Here is a 14,848-nt window from a genome sequence, read left to right as displayed (position 1 = left end):
ATATTCAAGGTCAAAAGTAGTACTTTTGAGTGCTTCCTCAAATCATTCTAAAATTTTTGCGAAATCTATAGTAATAATCAATTTTTCTTATTGAATGAAAATTTTTACCGCCGATCAAATCTATGAAGCTGATAAATTCACAATAGAGAAACAGCAAATTAGTAGTGATGTCCTTATGGAAAAAGCTGCTACGGAATTGTTTAAATGGATACATTCCAGATTGCAAGGCGCCGAGGTGACCATTCAATTGTTTTGTGGAATTGGAAATAATGGAGGCGATGGGATTGCTCTTGCAAGGCACTTACAAGAGCATGGATATGCCATTCAAGTACATGTGGTAAATTATAGCGATAAACGTTCCAAGGATTTTCTTTTGAATCTAGAACGTCTAAAAGATCGCAAAATATGGCCCGAATTTATTAACCATGATAGCGGATTGCCAGAATTATCTCCAAATGACATTATCGTAGATGCGATTTTCGGCATTGGGTTAAATAGACCTCCAGAATCTTGGGTGGGCGATTTAATTAAACATATAAATGACTCAAGGGCTTTTGTTTTGGCGGTTGATGTTCCTTCTGGATTGCCATCAGATAAAGCTCCGTGGAATAAAGAACATGTGGTGCGTGCGAGTTATGTGCTCAGTTTTCAAGTCCCCAAACTGATTTTCTTTCTTCCAGAAACAGGAATCTATCAAAACCAATGGGAACTATTGGATATTGGTCTGGACTCAGAATTTTTGGGAAAAACAGCAACTGCCTATGAACTTATTGGAAAACCAGAAGTTTTGCCCATGTATAGGCCAAGACTTAAATTTTCGCATAAAGGGACTTATGGTCATGCCGTTATAGTAGGCGGAAGTTATGGTAAGATTGGTGCGGTGCAACTGGCAAGCAATGCTTGTTTAACCGTTGGTAGTGGTTTAGTAACCGCTTTTGTGCCAGAATGTGGATATCATTCCCTGCAAACAGCGATTCCCGAAATCATGGTACTTACCGATGAAGAGGATAATACCATCACAAAAATTGATATTCCATTCAAACCTTCAGTAGTTGGAATAGGTATGGGAATGGGTACTGAGGAGGATACTGTTAAGGCTTTTTCCGCATTGTTGAAAAATATTGAAACGCCAATGGTCATAGATGCTGATGGGCTGAATATTTTGGCCAAGCATCCTAAATTCATGAAAGATGTCCCTAAACAATCTGTTTTAACGCCGCATCCAAAAGAACTAGAGCGTTTGATAGGTGAGTGGGAAGATGATTTTGATAAACTTGAAAAAGCAAAAACTTTTGCTACTAAGCATGATTGTATTTTATTGATTAAGGGGGCACACTCCATTACCATCTATAATACTATAGGCTTTGTAAATACAACGGGAAACCCCGGAATGGCAACCGCAGGCAGTGGCGATGTGCTTACGGGAATGATTACTGGCCTGATTGCTCAGGGATATTCATCTTTAAATGCAGCGGTTTTTGGCGTATACCTGCATGGGTTGGCAGGGGATATGGGAGTATCCCATAATGGATATGAAGCATTAAAAGCATCGGGAATAATCGAAAATATTGGAAAGGCCTATATGGAATTATTAAGACCACCTGAAATTGAAAATAATAAGGAGGCTTAAAGCTTAAGTGTTCTTTTTGTTCTTTTTAAGTCTTTTTTTCACCCAAGCCAACGCATTATCATACTCAATAAAGAATTCCATATTCTTTTTATAAAATAGCTTCTCTATTTTAAAATTGTGCATGTCTATCTCCTTCTTGGAAACAATGGCAAAAGCTTTTAGGTTTTCCATGCCACGTAGGTAATTGTAGATGGTCGGGTCCACTGCATAGGAATTTTTACGAAGACTGATATAGCCAAAGCTTTTATCTCTAAAGTGTATTTCTGAAATTCCAATAATTTGATAAGCGCGTTCCAAAGTTAGGGTAGCACCTTCCTCAAAAGTAGAAACCATGTAGTTGTCGAAAACTTGAACACTTCCAATATCCAATTGATATTCACGTACAACAATAGCTTTCTTCGTAGAAGCAATTTTCATTCTCCAAGTAATTATAGTGTCTCGTGAACGAAAATATACCGAATGTTAAATCACCCGAAAAATATTAGATTAAAGACGTAAATATCGTGTGTACGGTAATATTGGTAAACAAAAGAGCCGGCATTAATCCGGCTCTTAGTATGATATAATGTACCTGACTATTCTGCCTTGGGCGTTTTTTCAGGCTTTTTTATTTTGATGGTGAGCTCATCTTTTTTCTCATCCAAATCCATAAAAATGCTATCTCCTTCATCAAGCTTGGAGTTTACTATTTCCTCTGCAAGGGCATCTTCAATGTATTTTTGAATTGCTCTTTTAAGAGGCCGTGCTCCATACTGCTTATCAAATCCTTTTTCGGCAATATAGTCTTTTGCTTTTTTGGTAAGATTAAGGTCGTACCCTATATCTTTAATTCTGCCAAATAACTTGTCCAATTCAATATCTATAATCTTATGAATGTCTTCACGTTCTAGTGAGTTAAAGACAACGACATCATCAATTCTATTTAAGAACTCTGGCGCAAATGCTTTTTTCAATGCACTTTCAATAACGCTTTTCTGGTGCGTATCTGCTTGTGCTTTCTTGGCTGCAGTGCCAAATCCAACACCTTGTCCAAAATCTTTTAACTGACGTGCTCCAATATTGGAGGTCATGATAATGATACTGTTTCTGAAATCGATTTTTCTACCAAGACTATCAGTAAGAAATCCATCATCCAAAACCTGCAACAACATATTGAAAACATCTGGATGCGCTTTTTCAACTTCATCTAAAAGAATAACAGAATAGGGCTTGCGCCTCACTTTTTCCGTTAGCTGACCACCTTCTTCATAACCCACATATCCTGGAGGTGCGCCTACCAATCTAGAAATGGCGAATTTTTCCATGTATTCACTCATGTCAATTCGGATAAGGGCATCTTCAGAATCAAAAAGTTCTTTTGCAAGAATCTTGGCCAATTGGGTTTTTCCAACTCCAGTTTGTCCCAAGAAAATAAAGGAACCAATAGGTTTGTTAGGGTCTTTTAATCCAGCTCTGTTACGTTGAATCGCCTTAGCTACTTTGGCTACTGCTTCATCTTGCCCAATTACAAAACCTTTTATTAACTCAGGTAATTCAGCAAGTTTATTGCTTTCCGTTTGTGCTATCCTATTAACGGGAATACCGCTCATCATTGAAACCACATCAGCAACGTTATCTTCAGAAACCGTCTCACGATTTAGTTTACTATCTTCTTCCCATCTTTCTTGTGCAGAGGCCAGTTCTTTTTCTAATCGCTTTTCGTCATCCCTTAGTTTAGCGGCCTCTTCATATTTCTGCTTTTTAACTACGCTATTCTTTAGTTCACGAACATCCTCTAATTGACCTTCAAGCTCCAAAATCTGTTTTGGAACATCCATATTTACAATGTGTACTCTTGAACCTGCCTCATCTAAAGCATCAATTGCCTTGTCTGGTAAAAATCTATCCGTCATGTAACGGTTAGTCAATTTCACGCAGGCTTTAATCGCATCGTCGGTATACGTAACGTTATGATGGTCTTCGTATTTGCCTTTGATGTTCATTAAAATTTCAATTGTCTCTTCCACCGTTGTGGGCTCCACAATTACTTTTTGAAATCTTCTCTCAAGGGCGCCATCTTTCTCGATATACTGGCGATATTCATCAAGGGTGGTTGCACCTATACATTGAATTTCACCTCTTGCAAGGGCAGGCTTGAACATATTTGAAGCATCTAAACTTCCTGTGGCACCACCAGCACCTACTATAGTATGTATTTCATCAATGAATAAAATGATATCATCATTCTTCTCCAGTTCGTTCATCACAGCTTTCATGCGTTCTTCAAACTGACCACGATATTTTGTGCCAGCCACTAATGATGCTAAATCCAGCGTTACAACTCTTTTATTATAAAGAATCCTAGAAACCTTTTTGTTGATAATTCTCAAAGCCAGTCCTTCGGCTATTGCACTTTTACCAACACCGGGTTCGCCAATAAGTAAAGGGTTATTCTTTTTTCTTCGGCTTAGGATTTGGGATACCCGTTCAATCTCTTTTTCTCTTCCGACAACAGGGTCCAATTTATTTTCTTCTGCCAATTTGGTCAAATCACGACCGAAATTGTCCAAAACGGGTGTTTTGGATTTTTTGGTGCCTTTTTGTGAGGAACTTGAACCAAAGGTTCCCTCCTTGGAATCCCCACCTTCATCTGGATCACTTGGAAAAGATTCCGCTTGCGGTGTATCTAAATAATCATCATCACTGGTGATCATGGATTTGAACTGCTCTTTTACATTATCGTAATCCACCTTAAGTTTATGCAATAATTTTGTGGTGGGGTCATTTTCATTTCTGAGTATGCAAAGTAAAAGATGTGCAGTATTGATTGAGGAGCTTTGAAAAAGCTTCGCCTCCAAAAAAGTTGTTTTAAGTGCGCGTTCCGCTTGTCTTGTTAAATGAAGGTTCTTTTTGTCTTTTTGTATTGTTCCCGTATTTGGATTTGCCGGACTAAGAATTTCCACTTTTCTTCTTAAGTGGTCCAAATCAACATCCAAGGCATCTAAAATGTTAATGGCTTTGCCATTTCCATCTCTTAAAAGACCTAGCATTAAATGCTCAGTTCCTATAAAATCATGCCCTAATCTAAGAGCTTCTTCCTTGCTATAAGCTATAACGTCTTTTACTCTTGGGGAAAAATTATCATCCATACGCTTCCTTTTCAGCAATTAAAATTAATAAAAGTATCCTTACCGTAGTCAAATACCGTACCCATATTCGATAAACTAGTAGTTAAAGTCGAAATAAAGTGCACTTTTCGTATAGTTTAACAAAGGTTTATGGGTATTGTTTGATTGAAAGTAATGCTGTTGATAATTTTTTTAATAAAGTAAGCGCCAATCGTTTTGAAAGGTGTGATTTTGCGTATATTGGCATGATATTTTAACCACAAAAAACAACAAGATTTTAGCATGGCTGAAGGAGAAAAGTTAATTCCTATCAACATTGAAGATGAGATGAAATCTGCCTACATTGATTATTCAATGTCGGTCATTGTGTCACGTGCCCTGCCAGATGTTAGGGACGGACTTAAACCAGTACACAGGAGAGTGCTATTTGGTATGTATGAACTTGGGGTTAGATCCACAAGTGCACATAAGAAATCTGCTCGTATTGTAGGGGAAGTATTGGGTAAGTATCATCCGCACGGAGATACCTCGGTTTATGATTCCATGGTACGTATGGCCCAGGAATGGAGCTTACGCTATATGTTGGTAGATGGACAGGGGAACTTTGGTTCTGTAGATGGTGATAGCCCAGCGGCAATGCGTTATACAGAAGCAAGAATGCGCAAGATTGCCGATGATATGTTGGCAGATATAGACAAAGATACCGTTGACCATCAGTTAAATTTTGATGATTCTTTAAAAGAACCTACAGTACTTCCTGCTCGAATTCCCAATTTGTTGGTGAATGGAGCATCTGGTATCGCTGTTGGTATGGCAACAAACATGCCTCCACATAACCTTACGGAAGTAGTTGACGGAACAGTTGCATACATTGAAAATAAGGATATTGAAATAGATGAGCTGATCACACATATTAAAGCCCCGGATTTTCCAACAGGAGGTATTATTTATGGCTATGATGGCGTAAAGGAGGCTTTTCATACTGGTAGGGGACGCGTAGTTATGCGTGCCAAAGCTACCTTTGAAGAAGTTCAGGGTAGGGAATGTATCATTGTGACAGAGATTCCATATCAGGTCAATAAGGCAGACATGATTAAAAAGACTGCCGACCTTGTCAATGATAAAAAGATTGAAGGAATTTCTACAATTCGTGATGAATCAGATAGAAAAGGTATGCGTATCGTTTACATTTTAAAACGTGACGCCATTCCTAACATAGTTCTGAACATGCTGTACAAGTACACGGCACTACAATCATCTTTCAGTGTTAATAATATTGCTCTTGTAAACGGAAGACCACAATTACTCAATTTAAAAGAGATAATTCATCATTTTGTTGAGCATAGACACGAAGTAGTGGTTCGCAGAACCAAGTTCGAGCTTAAAAAAGCAGAAGACCGCGCTCACATCCTAGAAGGTCTTATCATAGCTTCTGATAATATTGATGAGGTCATTGCGATAATCAGAGCATCTTCAAATGTTGATGAAGCACGAAATAGTTTAATGGAGCGCTTCAAACTTACCGAAGTCCAGGCAAAGGCCATTGTTGAAATGCGCTTACGCCAGCTTACAGGCCTGGAGCAAGATAAGTTGAGAGAGGAGTATGATGCCCTTTTGAAGACCATAGAAGACCTAAAAGACATTCTTGACAAGAAAGAAAGAAGAATGCAAATCATTAAAGATGAATTGCAAGAGGTAAAGGATAAATACGGGGATGAAAGAAGGTCCGAAATAAATTTTGCAGGTGGTGATTTGAGTATTGAGGACATGATTCCAGATGAGCAAGTGGTAATTACTATTTCCCATGCTGGCTACATTAAAAGAACTCCACTTACCGAATACAAAACACAGAATAGAGGAGGAGTTGGTCAAAAAGCTTCATCAACTAGAAATGAAGATTTCTTGGAGCATCTTTTTGTTGGAACCAACCACCAATATATGTTGTTCTTCACGCAAAAAGGAAAGTGTTTCTGGATGCGGGTATATGAAATTCCTGAAGGAAGTAGAACATCCAAGGGAAGGGCAATTCAAAACCTTATTAATATAGATAAGGAAGATAAGGTCAAGGCCTTTATCTGTACCTTGGATTTGAAGGATGAAGATTACGTAAACAGTCATTATGTAATTATGGCTACCAAGAAGGGAACTGTTAAGAAGACTTCTTTGGAACAGTATTCCAGACCAAGACAAAATGGTATTAATGCAATTACCATTAGAGAAGAAGATGAACTGTTGGAAGCTAAGTTGACAACTGGAACAAGTCAAATTTTCTTAGGCTTAAAATCTGGTAAGGCTATTCGTTTTGAGGAAGGTAAGACGAGACCTATGGGCAGAAATGCTTCTGGAGTTAGAGGTATTACCTTAGCCAATGATAAAGATGAGGTTATTGGCATGGTTTCCGTTCATAATTTTGAAGATGATATCTTAGTGGTTTCGGAGAATGGATATGGAAAACGTTCCACTATAGATGATTACCGAGTAACCAACAGAGGTGGAAAAGGAGTGAAAACAATTTCCATTACTGATAAAACAGGAGGATTGGTTGCCATTAAGAATGTCTCGGATACGGATGACTTGATGATAATAAACAAATCTGGAATTGCCATACGCATGAGTGTGGAAGATTTAAGAGTTATGGGAAGAGCAACACAAGGTGTAAAACTTATCAACTTAAAGGATAATGACTCCATTGCGGCAGTTGCCAAAGTAATGAAAGATGAAGATGCTGTTGAAGAAGCGGATATCCTTGATATTGAGGTAAATGGAGAAGATGGCACAGCAATTGATAACAACTCTGATGAAACAAAGGAATAATAAATAAACACTAATAATTATAATTACATTTAAGATGAAAACTAAAGTTCTAATACTAGTTGCCCTGGGAATTTCGGCTATGGGCTTTTCCCAGAAGAATGAGATAAAGGCAGCAGAAAAGGCACTTAAAAATGGAGATTCAGAGAGTGCGAAAACTGCCTTAGAAGGGGCTGCATCGCTAATAGACGCGGCAGATGCCAAAACACAAGCGCAGTACTATGCAGTAAAAGGTAATGTCTACGCAGATTTAGCTAAAAAGGGCGATGATACTGCCTTCCAACCTGCAATAGATGCACTCAACAAGGTTATTTCTGTAGAAGAAACCGCAGGAAAAGAGAAGTACACCACTGTTTCAAGACAAAAACTGGCTCAATTAACGGCTGACTTGGTAAATGCAGCGGTAGAAGACAACAACAATAAAGAATTTGATGCTGCTGCTGACAAATTGTACATGAGTTATAAGTTAAGTCCAACAGATACCCTTTATCTGTATTATGCGGCAAGTAGTGCTGTAAATGGACAAAACTATGAAAAGGCCCTTGTCTATTATAACGAATTGAAAGATGTTGGATATGATGGTAGTGAGGTAAATTACTCTGCGGTGAATATTGAAACTGGTGAGGTGGAAGCTATGGATAAAAACACCCGTGATCTCTACGTAAAAGCGGGTACTCATAAAGACCCGGCAGAAGAGAAAACACCATCTAAAAGTACAGAAATTGTTAAAAATATTGCTTTGATTTACCAACAATTGGGTGACAATGATAAAGCTTTGGCGGCCTATGCAGATGCTAGAGTAGCGGACCCAGATGATGTGAACTTGGTTTTAGGTGAAGCGAATTTGTACTACGCCATGGGTGATAAAGATAAGTTCAAAGTATTGATGGCAGAAGCCTCGGATATGGCACCAGATAATGCTGATTTATTGTATAACATTGGTGTTATTAATATGGAGCAAGGAAACTTGGAAGAAGCCAGAGAAGCTTATAAAAAGACCTTAGCAGTAGACCCAGGTTACATAAACGCTTTGTTGAATCTTTCGACAACCTATGTGAATGAGGGGAATGGACTCATTGATGAAATGAACACCCTTGGAAGTTCAAGAAAAGATATCGCTCGTTATGACGAATTGAAAAAGCAAAAGGATGATTTATTCCTTGAAGGCTCTAAAATTTTGGAAGACGCATTAAAATCAAATCCAGATAATCAAAGTGTGTTATCTCAATTGAAGAATATTTACGGTGCTCTTGGCGACACTGAAAACTTTATGAGAGTTAAAAAACTATTGGGAGAGTAAACTTTCTTCCAAAGTGATATTAAAAAAAGCTCCAGCGTTTGCTGGAGCTTTTTTATATAATTTTTTTAATGACCCTCAATTTGTGGGTGTATAATTTTTCCTGAGTATTAAAAATCCCCGTATGATCTAAACGGTCAATTCGTACATGGCCATGCGCATGAATAATGTAATTATCCTTTAAAATGATTCCTACATGATCAATGACACCTTCATTGTTATCAAAAAAAGCCAAATCCCCAGGTTCGCTTTCTTCAATAAAACTCAATGCCTCTCCTTGTTTGGATTGTTGCTCCGCATTTCGCTTTAGCATATACCCGTTTATTTTGTAAACCATTTGGGTAAAACCAGAAGAGTCAATCCCAAAAGGTGTCTTTCCTCCCCATAGATATGGTGTTTTAAGATATAATAACGAAGTTTCCACCAAAGCCGTTTTTGGATTCTTTCCTTGCACTATATTCCCTTCAAAAGTATGCTTTAGAATATCAGTTGTATAGATAACAGAGCCTAAAAGAATGGGAAGAAGTACTCCCTCTTCAGTACAAATGTGTGAGATGATGTCAGCCGAAAACTTTGGTTTTTTATCAGCGTTTAATTTATCAAACACTGGCTCTTCAACCAAAGTTATTTGATTATTGGCCACCCAGCCTTCGTAGCTGTCAAAAACAACTCGAATTTTGCTCCATTTCCTCCTTTGTTCTAAAACCTTAAAATGGTCTCCATATAAAAGTTGGGAAACCATTTCGGTACTATCATCCGGGAGTGCTCTTATAGGAACAATGCTTAGGTGGCAAACTCCATATTGCATCTATTCTTGAACTTGGATAAATTAATTTCTTTCTAAAACTAGTGCAGAAGCTCCACCCCCACCATTGCAAATTGCCGCGGCACCAAGTTTTGCATTTTGCTGTTTAAGAACATTAAGCAAGGTAATGGTAATTCTTGCACCGGAACAACCCAGTGGATGTCCAAGTGATACGGCACCACCATTTACATTCACATTGGAATCGTTTAATCCAAGCAGTTTCATGTTGGCAAGTCCAACAACAGAAAAGGCTTCATTAAACTCAAAAAAGTCAACATCATCTATGTTTATACCAGCACGATCTAATGCCTTGGGTAATGCTTTGGCAGGTGCTGTTGTAAACCATTCTGGCTCGTGAGCGGCATCAGCATATCCTTTTATTGTGGCTAATGGGGTTAAATTTAATGCTGAAGCTTTTTCTTCACTCATTAAGACAACGGCAGCAGCACCATCATTTATGGTAGAGGCATTTGCCGCAGTAACGGTGCCTTCTTTGGTAAATGCAGGTCGCAAAGCTGGAATTTTTTCCATTTTCACGTTTTTATACTCTTCATCTTCACTTACTATGACAGGTTCGCCTCTTCGTTGGGGTACTTCTACTGGGACCACTTCATCATTAAATTTTCCAGCTTTCCATGCTTCTGCTGATCGTTGGTAAGACTGAATTGCATAGGCATCCTGATCTTCTCTACTAAAGTCATGTTCTGCAGCACAGGCATCAGCACAAACTCCCATGGCATTCTGATCATAAACATCTACCAACCCGTCCTTTTGCATTCCATCCACTAAAGTGGCCGGACCAAACTTTACGCTACTTCTCATATATGCATAATGTGGTATAAGACTCATATTTTCCATACCACCGGCAACTACTATGGAATTCTCACCTAAGGCAATGGATTGTGCACCTTGCATTATAGCTTTCATCCCAGAAGCACAAACTTTATTTATGGTAGTGCAAGGAACTGTGTTGGGGATTCCAGCAAATATGGCAGCTTGTCTAGCAGGAGCTTGACCCGTTCCAGCTTGAACAACATTGCCCATTAGCACTTCTTCTACTTGTTCAGGTTTTAACCCTATCTTTTCCAATGCACCTTTTATAGCTACAGCACCTAATTTAGGAGCTGGAACACTGGATAATGAGCCCATAAAACTTCCAATTGGAGTTCTAGCGGCTGATACAATTACAACTTTATTCATTTATGCGTTTTTACTGATGCGAAAATACTAAATTTAAATGCAAAGCTCTAGCGGGTAAGGGGAGCCTCACTTCTTATTTATATTTTCTATTTTTGACCTTAACAGCACACCGAATGGGAAAAACTTTGGATAATGTTTACAAGCATCAATCACTTGCTTACAAGTACGTTTTGTATTTTGTTTCCATCGCGCTGATTGTATTCTTTTTTCCTAAAGGAGGCAAGTTTAAGTACGAGTTCCAAAAAGGCAAGCCTTGGCAATATGAGAATTTATACGCCCCTATAGATTTTTCAATAAAAAAGACTGATGAAGATATTGCAGAAGAGCAAAGGTCACTCAGAGAAAATAAATCAGATTACTACGCGTTTGATGCCACAATCCCCTCGAATGTCAAAAAGAGTTTACAACAATCCCTTGAGACCTTATTTGCGTCAAACAGTTATAGTTCTATACAGCAGAGAAGTATTTTAACCTCTGGAATAGCGATAATGGATAGTGTATATGCTTTAGGTGTTTTTCAAGAGCTGCCATCTTCCAATACTGTTTTGCTGGTTAAAAATAATGAGGCAAGACCATTGGGATCCAACAATTTTACGAATCTTCAAAGAGCCAAACAACTCGCTTCAGAAATTTTGGCAAACAAGAGTTTTCTTGTTCGAACTACTTTAAAAAACCCTATCAGTAATGTGATTCAGGCGAATGTTTTTTACGACGAAGCACTCACAGAAAAAGCTTTGGATGAAGAACTTTCTAAAATTTCTTTTACAAGGGGTGAGATTTCCGAAGGCAGGCTGATTATAGCCAAGGGCGAGGTAGTAGAAGCCGAGAATTTCAAAATACTCAATTCTTTAAAGGGAGAATACGAATCGGAATTATGGCGGGGGGATAATTTTTATTTTATCCTTTTAGGGTATACTATTTTAGTGGCTTTGGTTTTGGGTATGTTGTTGCTATTCTTAAAACGATATAGAAGCGAAATATTTGGCAATAACAATAAAGTTACTTTCATATTTGTAAATATTCTACTTATGGTTTTGGCCACCACATTGATGGTGAAAAACAATGAGAGTTATGTTTATGTTGTTCCGCTTTGTATCCTTCCTTTGATTCTAAAAAACTTTTTTGATGCTAGGTTAGGACTATTTGTGCATGTACTTACAGTGCTTATTCTGGGTTTTGTAGTACCCAATAGCTTTGAGTATATCTTTTTGCAGATTATAGCAGGAATCGTGACTATTTTAACTGCATCTGAGCTATACAAGCGTGCCAACCTTTTTATCTCTGTAGGGCAGATTACATTAATTTATATCATAGGGTATTTTGCTTTTCATGCGATACATGAGGGAAATTTGGAGAATATTGAATGGATACTGTTTGGGGTTTTCATTTTAAATGGGCTATTAACGCTTTTTGCGCAGCCCTTAATTTATATGTATGAGAAAATATTCGGACTGATATCTGATGTTTCCTTACTGGAACTTTCCGATACAAATTCAAAATTGTTAAAGGAAATGTCTGATACGGCACCAGGTACATTTCATCATTCCCTTCAAGTAGCAAATCTGGCAGAAGCTGCGGCCAATGAAATTGGGGCAAATGCTATGTTGGTTAGAGTAGGGGCGCTGTATCATGATATTGGTAAGATGGACAAACCCACATTCTTCACTGAAAATCAGATAACCAATGTAAATCCACATGATGACCTTCCTCCAAAGGAGAGTGCAAAGATTATTATAGATCATGTTATTAAGGGAATCGAGATAGCAAGAAAGAATAACCTTCCAGACAGAATCATTGATTTTTTACGTACACATCATGGAACCACGTTGGTATATTACTTTTTTAAGAAACAGCAGGAATTGGAAGAGAATACAAGTGATAAAGATTTTAGATATCCAGGACCTATCCCATTTTCTAAAGAAACAGCCATATTAATGATGGCCGACGCTGTAGAAGCGGCTTCCAAGAGTTTAAAGAACCCCACATTTGGGATAATAGATGAGTTTGTGGAAAAAATAGTGAAAGGACAAATGCAGGCTAATCAGTTTTTAAATGCCAATATCACATTAAAAGAAATTGAAATGGTAAAGAAGGTTCTTAAACGAAAACTGACAAATATTTATCACTTAAGAGTAGAGTACCCGGAGTAATTCATTCCCAAACCAAGTTCCCTTTAAAAAAACTAAAAAATAGTTGCAATCTAATGGATGAAAAGGTACATTTGCATCCGCATTTTTAGAGTGCACGTTCATAATAAATGTAAGGAGAGGTGCCGGAGTGGTAACGGAGCAGATTGCTAATCTGTCGACGCGTAAGTGTCGCATGGGTTCGAGTCCCATTCTCTCCGCAATTTTCTTGGAAATATTAAGATAACCTTATCGGGGTGTAGCGTAGCCCGGTTATCGCGCCGCGTTTGGGACGCGGAGGTCGCAGGTTCGAATCCTGCCACCCCGACGAACCACTTTTAAAGTGGTATCAAAGCACTGTTAACTGACTGGTTGACAGTGCTTTTCATTTTTAATGAACTCAAATGAATCCATTTGATATCATATAAAAGGTGTAGAGTTCGGTGAATGGATTGTTATACAAGTTGTTGTAATTTTAGGTAGTATTTAGGGCTATTTAAGGTCGTCTTTGCAAACAAGGTTTGTTTAATTCAAAAGACGTATATCATGCGCAACAACAGCACTTTAGCAGTACTTATTTTCACTCGGGACATTACTTACAATCCCGAAAAACTTACGGTTTATGCCCGAATTACCGTGGACGGAAGGCGTGCCGAAATCAGTCTTAAACGCTATACCTCGGTGAATGTTTGGGACGTTTCCAAGGGAAGGGTGATCGGAACTACCCAAAGAGCCCGGAAACTCAATAGCTATTTAGATGAGGTTTACGTGCAAATTATGGAGGCACATAAGCAACTGCTTTCGGAAGGTAAGTTTATTACCGCTCAGGCCATTAAAGCCCGTTATTTGGGGCAAGACGACCAGCATAAGACCTTAAAGGAATTGGTTGTCTATCACAACACGAACATGGATTCCGTGCTAAAATATGGCACGATGAAAAATTACTATTCGACGGAACGATATCTCCACAAGTTCATCAGGGATAAATTCAAGACCCCCGACATCTACTTAAAACAATTGAACTACAGGTTCATTACGGATTTTGAACAATATCTAAGAAATTATCAGCCTGACAAAGCAAGACGGACTTGTACCAACAATGGTGTGATGAAGCATCTGGAACGCTTAATGAAAATGACCAACCTTGCGGTCAAGTTGGAATGGTTGGAGAAAGACCCCTTTCACCAATTCAAGTTGAATTTTCAAAAGCATAATCGGAGCTATCTATCCGAACGGGAATTAGAATTAATTGAGGAAACTACTTTTAAAAGTGCAGGTTACGAAAAGGTTCGGAATGTATTTCTATTTTCCTGTTATACAGGTTTGGCCTATATAGACGTAAAGCAGTTATTGGCCGAGCAAATGGTTTTGGGTATCGATGGGAATTATTGGTTGCATACCAAAAGGGAAAAGACGAACGAAATCGTCAAGATTCCATTGTTGCCAAAAGCAAAAGCCATCATTGAAAATTATGCTGAAGAAATGTGCCAACATCCAGAGGGTAAGTTGCTTCCTGTTTTCAGCAATCAAAAGATGAACAGCTATTTGAAAGTGATAACGAAGACTTGCGGAATCCATAAAAAAATCACTTTTCATTCCGCAAGACATACTTTCGCAACCACGGTGACACTTTCCAATGGTGTACCTATTGAAACGGTGTCAAAAATGTTGGGCCACGCAAAATTGACCACTACACAAATTTATGCACGGGTGTTAGAGAAGAAAGTAGGGGAGGATATGCAAAATTTGATTGCCCAATTTGAGTCCAAAAAGCAACGAAGACTTTCCAAAGTCAATGATTGATTTTAAAATGGGACAAACCCTTTAGAGGTATTCAAAAATTCGTAGCGAAGCGGAGAAGGTTTGAATAGC

The 14,848-nt window shown here is 38.3% G+C and carries 9 protein-coding genes and 2 tRNA genes; 7 read left to right on the top strand and 4 right to left on the bottom strand.

Going from position 1 to position 14,848, the window contains the following annotated elements:
• The first annotated feature begins 94 nt into the window (after window positions 1–94).
• A complete protein-coding gene (locus FVB32_RS16500) occupies window positions 95–1,630 on the top strand; it encodes an NAD(P)H-hydrate dehydratase (RefSeq protein WP_147744927.1) in 1,536 nt (511 codons plus the stop codon).
• A gap of 3 nt (window positions 1,631–1,633) precedes the next feature.
• Here FVB32_RS16500 and FVB32_RS16495 read toward each other — a convergent pair whose 3' ends face one another.
• Window positions 1,634–2,047: an STAS/SEC14 domain-containing protein gene (locus tag FVB32_RS16495; RefSeq protein WP_147744926.1), complete on the bottom strand. Its 414-nt coding sequence runs from the start codon at window positions 2,045–2,047 to the stop codon at window positions 1,634–1,636.
• A 158-nt stretch (window positions 2,048–2,205) separates the two neighbouring features.
• Window positions 2,206–4,758: an ATP-dependent Clp protease ATP-binding subunit gene (locus FVB32_RS16490; protein WP_147744925.1), complete on the bottom strand. Its 2,553-nt coding sequence runs from the start codon at window positions 4,756–4,758 to the stop codon at window positions 2,206–2,208.
• Window positions 4,759–5,019: 261 nt separating this feature from the next.
• On the opposite strand from FVB32_RS16490, the gene gyrA reads away from it, so the two are divergent.
• Window positions 5,020–7,551: a DNA gyrase subunit A gene (gene gyrA, locus FVB32_RS16485; protein ID WP_147744924.1), complete on the top strand. Its 2,532-nt coding sequence runs from the start codon at window positions 5,020–5,022 to the stop codon at window positions 7,549–7,551.
• Between the two features lie 34 nt (window positions 7,552–7,585).
• Window positions 7,586–8,848 (top strand): tetratricopeptide repeat protein, encoded by a 1,263-nt coding sequence (locus FVB32_RS16480; RefSeq protein ID WP_147744923.1) that lies wholly within the window; start codon window positions 7,586–7,588, stop codon window positions 8,846–8,848.
• A gap of 52 nt (window positions 8,849–8,900) precedes the next feature.
• On the opposite strand, the gene FVB32_RS16475 is transcribed toward FVB32_RS16480, so the two are convergent.
• Together FVB32_RS16475 and FVB32_RS16470 are read right to left on the bottom strand one after the other, a co-directional pair.
• Window positions 8,901–9,653: a C40 family peptidase gene (locus FVB32_RS16475; protein ID WP_147744922.1), complete on the bottom strand. Its 753-nt coding sequence runs from the start codon at window positions 9,651–9,653 to the stop codon at window positions 8,901–8,903.
• Window positions 9,654–9,674: 21 nt separating this feature from the next.
• Window positions 9,675–10,850 (bottom strand): acetyl-CoA C-acyltransferase, encoded by a 1,176-nt coding sequence (locus tag FVB32_RS16470; protein WP_147744921.1) that lies wholly within the window; start codon window positions 10,848–10,850, stop codon window positions 9,675–9,677.
• A gap of 113 nt (window positions 10,851–10,963) precedes the next feature.
• On the opposite strand from FVB32_RS16470, the gene FVB32_RS16465 reads away from it, so the two are divergent.
• From FVB32_RS16465 to FVB32_RS16450, 4 genes are all read left to right on the top strand, one after another.
• A complete protein-coding gene (locus tag FVB32_RS16465; RefSeq protein ID WP_147744920.1) occupies window positions 10,964–13,000 on the top strand; it encodes an HD family phosphohydrolase in 2,037 nt (678 codons plus the stop codon).
• A gap of 113 nt (window positions 13,001–13,113) precedes the next feature.
• A tRNA-Ser gene (locus tag FVB32_RS16460) sits at window positions 13,114–13,197 on the top strand.
• A gap of 32 nt (window positions 13,198–13,229) precedes the next feature.
• Window positions 13,230–13,304 (top strand) — tRNA-Pro (locus FVB32_RS16455).
• Window positions 13,305–13,522: 218 nt separating this feature from the next.
• Window positions 13,523–14,779 (top strand): site-specific integrase, encoded by a 1,257-nt coding sequence (locus tag FVB32_RS16450; protein ID WP_147744919.1) that lies wholly within the window; start codon window positions 13,523–13,525, stop codon window positions 14,777–14,779.
• The last annotated feature ends 69 nt before the right edge of the window (window positions 14,780–14,848 follow it).

The sequence above is a fragment of the Flagellimonas hymeniacidonis genome, assembly GCF_008040165.1.
Classification (GTDB): Bacteria; Bacteroidota; Bacteroidia; order Flavobacteriales; family Flavobacteriaceae; genus Flagellimonas; species Flagellimonas hymeniacidonis.
This window is presented reverse-complemented; position numbering and strand designations above follow the sequence as displayed.